The sequence below is a fragment of the Knoellia sinensis KCTC 19936 genome (genome assembly GCF_000768705.1).
GTDB classification, from domain to species: domain Bacteria; phylum Actinomycetota; class Actinomycetes; order Actinomycetales; family Dermatophilaceae; genus Knoellia; species Knoellia sinensis.
Window position 1 is genome coordinate 24,405 of sequence record NZ_AVPJ01000024.1, and the last position, 6,428, is coordinate 30,832.

Consider the following 6,428-nt stretch of genomic DNA (forward strand, 5'->3'; position numbering starts at 1 on the left):
CGCAAAGAAGTTCGGAATGCCCACACCGCGATATCATCACGGCGTTATGGAACGAAGCATAACACCGTGATGCCCAGAGGAGCCAGAGCATGCGTCGACCCAGGGTCAGCGCCGACGAGGTCGTTCGAGCCGCGGCGGCACTCATCGCCACCCAGGGCACCAGCGCCTTGAGCGCACGACGCCTCGCGACCGAGCTCGGGACGTCCACGATGACGGTCTACACGCACTTCGGGAGCATGCCCGACCTCGTGCAGGCGGTCGTCGCCGAGGGTTTCGGTCGGCTCGACCGCCATCTCGACGCCGTGCCTGTCACGGACGATCCGCGGGCGGACCTCGTCGCCATCGCGCGGGCCTACCGCACGAACGCCTTGGAGAACCCGCACCTGTATGCCGTGATGTTCAGTCGCCAGAACACCGCACCTTCCGAACGCACCACAGAGGACCGACAGGTCCGGCAACAGTCCCTCGTGACCCTGAAGTCGGCCTCGGACCGGGCGGTCGCCGCCGGCGTCCTCCCGGATGTGGGCGACCCGTGGGAGTACCCGCGGCGGTTCTGGGCCGCAGCTCACGGTTTCGTCAGTCTGGAGTTGGCCGGGCTCATCGGCTCGGCGCAGACGGTCGAGGCGAGCTACCTCGCGGTCGTCGACGCCATCCTCGGCACGGCCACGAAGGTGCCACGGGGCCAGGGTGACTAGCGTCGATCAGGGTGCCCAGCGGCATACGCCGCATTGACGACGCCGATGGCCAGCCACGAGGCGAACATCGACGACCCGCCGTAGGACACGAACGGCAGGGGCAGCCCGGTGACCGGCATGACTCCGAGGTTCATCCCGACGTTCTGGAAGACCTGGAAGGCCAGCCACGTCCCGACGCCGACCCCGACGAAGCGCCCGAACGCGTCCCCGGATCGACCCGCCACCACGAACACGCGCACGACGATGAACGACAACAGGACCAGCAGGCCGGCGGCTCCGATGAAGCCGAGCTCCTCCCCCGCCACGGAGAAGATGAAGTCGTTGAGCTGGAACGGGATGAAGCCGCCCTGCGTCTGCGGCCCCTCCATGTAGCCCTGCCCCGACCAACCACCCGAACCGATGGCAAGCCGCACCTGTCGCGTCTGGTAGCCGATGCCCTGCGGATCCGCGCTCGGGTCCATGAACGCGAGCAGGCGGTCGCGTTGGTACTCACTGAGCAGCGGCGTCGTCAGCGCCGCCACCACGAGCCCGACCCCCAGGACCGCGACACCCACGACCCACCGGCGCGGAGCCCCAGCGACGGCGATCACCACGAACGCCAGCGCCCCCAGGACGACCGCCGACCCCAGATCCGGCTGCAGCATGATCAGCGCGACCGGCACCGCCGCGAGGATCCACCCGAGAGCCACGTCTCTGTTGCCCGGCGCCACCCGGCGCTCCCAGCGGTCCGCGAAGACGAACCCGAGGACGAGGGCCAGCCCGAGCTTGGCGAACTCCGAGGGCTGCACCGTGAACCCGGCGATGACAGGAATCCATGACCGTGATCCGTTGATCGTGACGCCGAGTGGGGTGAGGACCGCGATGAGTCCCAGGATCGACGCGGCATACAACCACGGGGCGACGAGCCGCAGACCGTGGTGGCCCAGTCGGGCGACGCCGACGGCGAGCGCCATGCCAATGGCGGTGTTGAGCAGGTGACGGACGAGGTATGCCGTCCCGGCCGTCTCGTGCGTCGCTGACCACACGAGCAGCGCGCCGACGACAGACGTCCCAGCGGCCCCGACGAGGAGGCCGAGGTCCTGGCGGAGCCAGCTCGAGCCGCTCAGGTGCGGGCCGCGGCCGGTCAGGAGGGGCTCCGACCGCTCAGGAGTGGACGATTTGGGTGAGCACGGTGCGAGCCTGCTCGACGTCCTTGGTCATGGCCTCCATCAGGTCCTCGATGCTGTCGAAGCGCAGCGTCGGGCGGATGTGCTCGACGAACTCGATGACGACCCGCTCGTCATAGAGGTCGAGGTCATCACGGTCCAGGACGTAGGCCTCGACCGTGCGCCGATCCTGCGTGTTGAAGGTCGGGTTGGTGCCGATGGAGATCGCGGCCGGCATGGTCCGATCGGGCTCCCCCGGGGCACGGTCGAGACGCGTGAGCCAGCCTGCGTAGACACCTTCGGCCGGCACGAGCCCGATCGAGGTGGGCGAGAGGTTCGCCGTGGGGAAGCCCAGGTCGCGACCGCGGTGGTGCCCGTGGACGACGGTCCCGACGACCCGGTGCGGACGGCCGAGGGTGCGCGCAGCGGTGGCCACGTCCCCGCGGGCGAGGGCGTCGCGCACCGACGTGGACGACCACCGTGCTCCGTCGCCGACATCCTCGAGGGCGATGACCTCGAACCCAAGGCGCTCGCCGAGTTCTCGGAGCGTGTCGACGTCGCCGACGTTCTTGTGCCCGAACCTCGTGTCCACGCCCACGACGACGACCTGGGCTCCGAGCCCGTCGACGAAGGTTTGCTTGACGAACTCCTCCGGCGACTGCTTCGCGAACTCCTTGGTGAACTCCAGGACGAGGAGCCCGTCGAGACCGGTCTGCGCGAGGAGGTCGTCGCGGATCGTCCCGGGAGCGATGAGGTCCGGCGCCCGCTCGGGGAAGAGGACGGCGATGGGATGCGGCTCGAAGGTCACTGCCACCGTGGGGAGGCCACGCTCGCGGCCCACCTCGACGAGGCGGGACAGGACGGCCTTGTGGCCGCGGTGGACGCCGTCGAAGTTGCCCATCGTGACGACGCAGGGTCGCAGGCCGTCGGGTGTCGCGGCGGGGTCGGTGAACCGGTGCACGGTGGACACTCTACGAACTCGCCGGGGCGAACACGACGTGACTCCGGGCACGGTCCTTGCTCTCGTCGAGCATTGCCACAAGGGTCCCGTCCGGAGCGAACGCCGCGACGGGGTCGGTGCGTCCTGGTTCCAGCGACGTCAGCCGCTGGCCGTAGCCGATCGTGCGGGCCTCGTCCTCAGTGAGCTCGCGGACAGCGAAGGCTGCCCGCGCCGCGTCGGCGAGCGGGATGACCGGCATCGGCTCACCTTGTCGTGCCTCGAGTTCCGACAGCGGGTATGCCGTGTCGAGACCGAATCCGCCGACTCGCGTGCGTCGCAGGGCGGTCAGGTGACCTGCTGAGGAGACCGCGACTCCCAGGTCACGCGCCAGGGCGCGGACGTAGGTGCCGGACGAGACGGTGACGTCGACGTCCACGTCCACGACCTCCGTGCCGTCGATCGTTGCACGACGGACCACGAGAATCCCGAAGTGCGACACCGTCACCGGCCGTGCCGGGAGGTCAACCGACTCCCCCGCGCGCGCACGGTGGTAGGACCGCTGGCCCTGAACCTTGATCGCACTGACGGAACTCGGGACCTGCTGGATGTTGCCGGTGAGGCTCGTGACGGCAGCGGCGATGGCGTCGTCGGTGACCTCGCTCGCGCCGGGGGCGCCGGTGACCTCACCCTCGGCATCGTCGGTGAGCGTGCCCAGCCCGAGTCGGATCGTTGCGGTGTAGTCCTTGTCGCTTCCGACGAGGAACGTCAACAGCTTCGTGGCCCGCCCCACGCCGAGGACGAGCACGCCCGTGGCCATGGGGTCGAGGGTTCCGGCGTGCCCGACCTTGCGGGTGTTGCAGAGGCGGCGGGCGCGGGCCACGACATCGTGGCTCGTCCAGTCACTCGGCTTGTCGACGATGAGCAGCCCGTCGACCGTCTCGCTCACGCGCGGTCGGTGGCGTCGGTCTCCGCGCCGGTGTCCGCGCCCTGGTCGGCGTCGTCTTCGTCGTCGTGACGGTAGGGGTCGGCGTCACCGGCATGAGTGGCACCCGCGGCGGCGGCCGCCACGGCGGCGTCACGCTCACGGGCCTCCTGGAGGAGCACCTCGAGGTGCGCGGCCGTCTCGGGGATCGCGTCGGCGATGAACTCGAGCGTGGGCGTGAGCCTGATCCCGAGATTCTTGCCGACGTGGCTGCGGAGCTTGCCGCGGTTGGCCTCGAGCAACTCAGCGGTCTTGGCGCGCTGGGCGTCGTCACCGAACACGGTGTAGAAGACCGATCCGTGCTGGAGGTCGTTGGTCACCCGGACGTCGGTGATCGTGACGAACCCGAGGTCCGGGTCCTTGACGATCTGGTCGAGCCCTGCGGCGATGAGGGTCTTGATGCGGTCGGCGACCTTGCGGGCGCGTGCGGCGTCAGCCACGACAGCTCCTTCGTTCGGGGACTCTCCCGCCACTGTAGGCGTGGGAGGGGGTGGTGAGGGACTGCGGACGGTGAGCGGCCGGCATACCGAATCGTCGGTATGCCGGCCGGTCACGCTTCTCGTCCTTGTGCCCGATTGGGACACACTCGCTGGCGCTCGCATGTCCCAATCGGGCACAAGGACGAATGTCAGGCGCGGGGCTTCTCGCGCATTTCGTAGGTGCTGATGAGGTCACCGAGCTGCAGGTCGTTGAACGAGCCGAGGTTGATACCGCACTCGAAGCCCTCACGGACCTCGGTGACGTCATCCTTGAACCGGCGCAGACCGGCGATCTCGACGCTCTCGGACACGACGACACCGTCACGCGTGATGCGTGCCTTGGTGCCGCGCTTGATCTCACCGCTGCGAACGATCGATCCGGCGATGTTGCCGAACTTGCTCGAACGGAAGATCTCGCGGATCTCGGCGGTGCCGAGCTCGACCTCTTCGTACTCGGGCTTGAGCATGCCCTTGAGCGACTGCTCGATCTCCTCGATGGCCTGGTAGATCACCGAGTAGTAGCGGATCTCGACGCCCTCACGTTCGGCGTAGTCAGCGTTCTGGCCTTCGGCGCGAACGTTGAAGCCGATGATGATCGCGTTGGACGCGACCGCGAGGTTGATGTTGTTCATCGTGATCGCACCGACACCGCGGTCGATGATGCGCAGGTCCACGTCGTCGCCGACGTCGATCTGGAGCAGCGCGTCCTCGAGGGCTTCGACAGAACCGGACACGTCACCCTTGAGGATGAGGTTGAGGGTGTCGACCTTGCCCTGCGCGATCGCCTCATTGAGGTCCTCGAGCGAGATGCGCTTGCGAGCCTTGGCCAGGCTGGCCTGGCGGTCGGCGGCCTCACGACGCTCCGCGATCTGGCGTGCGGTGCGGTCGTCGGGCGCGACGACGAAGGTGTCGCCGGCGCGCGGGACCGAACTCAGGCCGAGGACCTGGACCGGACGGGAGGGACCGGCCTCGTCGACGTTCTGGCCGTGCTCGTCGAGCATGGCGCGGACGCGACCGTAGGAGCTGCCCGTGACGATGGCGTCACCGACCCGGAGCGTTCCGGACTGGATGAGCACCGTCGCCGTGGCACCGCGACCCTTGTCGAGGTTGGCCTCGATCGCGACACCGCGGGCGTCACGCTCGGGGTTGGCCCGCAGGTCGAGGGCGGCGTCCGCCGTGAGGAGGACGGCCTCGAGCAGGGAGTCGATGTTCTGACCCTGCTTGGCAGAGACGTCGACGAACATCGTCTCGCCGCCGTACTCCTCCGCGACGAGGTTGTATTCGGTGAGCTGCTGACGGATCTTGGACGGGTTCGCACCCTCGACGTCGATCTTGTTGACCGCGACGACGATCGGGACGTCGGCCGCCTGGGCGTGGTTGAGCGCCTCGATGGTCTGCGGCATGACGCCGTCGTCGGCAGCGACGACGAGGATCGCGATGTCCGTGACCTTCGCACCACGGGCACGCATGGCGGTGAACGCCTCGTGACCCGGGGTGTCGATGAAGGTGATGGGACGGTCGACGCCCTCGTGCTCCTTGTGGATCTGGTAGGCACCGATGTGCTGCGTGATGCCACCGGACTCGCCACCGGCGACGTCCTCGTTGCGGATGGCGTCGAGGAGTCGCGTCTTTCCGTGGTCGACGTGACCCATCACGGTCACGACCGGCGGGCGGGCCGCGAGGTCGTCCTCGTCCTCACCGTCGACACCGATGTCGAGGTTGATGTCGAAGGAGTCGAAGAGCTCGCGCTCCTCCTCCTCCGGCGACACCATGCGGATGTCGTAGCCGAGCTCGGCGCCGAGGAGCTTGAAGGTGTCCTCGTCGAGGCTCTGCGTCGCGGTCGCCATCTCACCGAGGTGGAACATGACCGTGACGAGCGACGCCGGGTTGGCGTTGATCTTGTCGGCGAAGTCGGTGAGGGATGCACCCTGACGCACCTGGATGACGGTCGAGCCATCACCACGGGGCACGCTCACGCCGCCGATCGACGGCGCCTGCATCTCCTCGAACTCCTGGCGCTTCGCGCGCTTGGACTTGCGGGCGCGACCGGGACGACCGCCACCGCGGCCGAACGCACCCTGCGTGCCACCACGGCCACCGGGGCCACCGCGGTAGCCACCGCCGCCACCACCGGGACGACCGCCGAAGCCGCCGCCACCACCGGGACCGCCGGTGCCTGCGCCGGGG

General features: G+C 68.7%; 6 protein-coding genes. 1 reads left to right on the top strand and 5 read right to left on the bottom strand.

Annotated elements, in window-relative coordinates; translation table 11 throughout:
* Positions 1–89: 89 nt before the first annotated feature.
* Positions 90–695, top strand: coding sequence for a TetR/AcrR family transcriptional regulator (locus tag N802_RS18255; protein ID WP_035919235.1), 606 nt, complete (start codon positions 90–92; stop codon positions 693–695).
* On the opposite strand, the gene N802_RS18260 is transcribed toward N802_RS18255, so the two are convergent.
* The 5 genes from N802_RS18260 to infB all read right to left on the bottom strand — a co-directional run.
* The gene (locus N802_RS18260; protein ID WP_425402496.1) at positions 692–1,720 is read right to left on the bottom strand and encodes an FtsW/RodA/SpoVE family cell cycle protein; all 1,029 of its coding nucleotides are present in this window, start codon (positions 1,718–1,720) and stop codon (positions 692–694) included. The two genes, N802_RS18255 and N802_RS18260, sit on opposite strands and share 4 nt — an antisense overlap.
* Before the next feature lie 118 nt (positions 1,721–1,838).
* Positions 1,839–2,801 carry a bifunctional riboflavin kinase/FAD synthetase gene (locus N802_RS18265; RefSeq protein ID WP_035919249.1) on the bottom strand — a complete coding sequence of 321 codons (963 nt, stop codon included), beginning with the start codon at positions 2,799–2,801 and terminating at the stop codon, positions 1,839–1,841.
* A gap of 10 nt (positions 2,802–2,811) precedes the next feature.
* A complete protein-coding gene (truB, locus tag N802_RS18270; protein WP_035919238.1) occupies positions 2,812–3,726 on the bottom strand; it encodes a tRNA pseudouridine(55) synthase TruB in 915 nt (304 codons plus the stop codon).
* Complete coding sequence (rbfA, locus tag N802_RS18275) at positions 3,723–4,202, bottom strand: 30S ribosome-binding factor RbfA (protein WP_035919240.1); 480 nt, start codon at positions 4,200–4,202, stop codon at positions 3,723–3,725. The genes truB and rbfA overlap by 4 nt, the downstream gene beginning before the upstream one ends.
* Positions 4,203–4,390: 188 nt before the next feature.
* Positions 4,391–6,428: translation initiation factor IF-2 (gene infB / locus N802_RS18280; RefSeq protein WP_211254462.1), on the bottom strand; the 2,038-nt coding region annotated here is incomplete at its 5' end.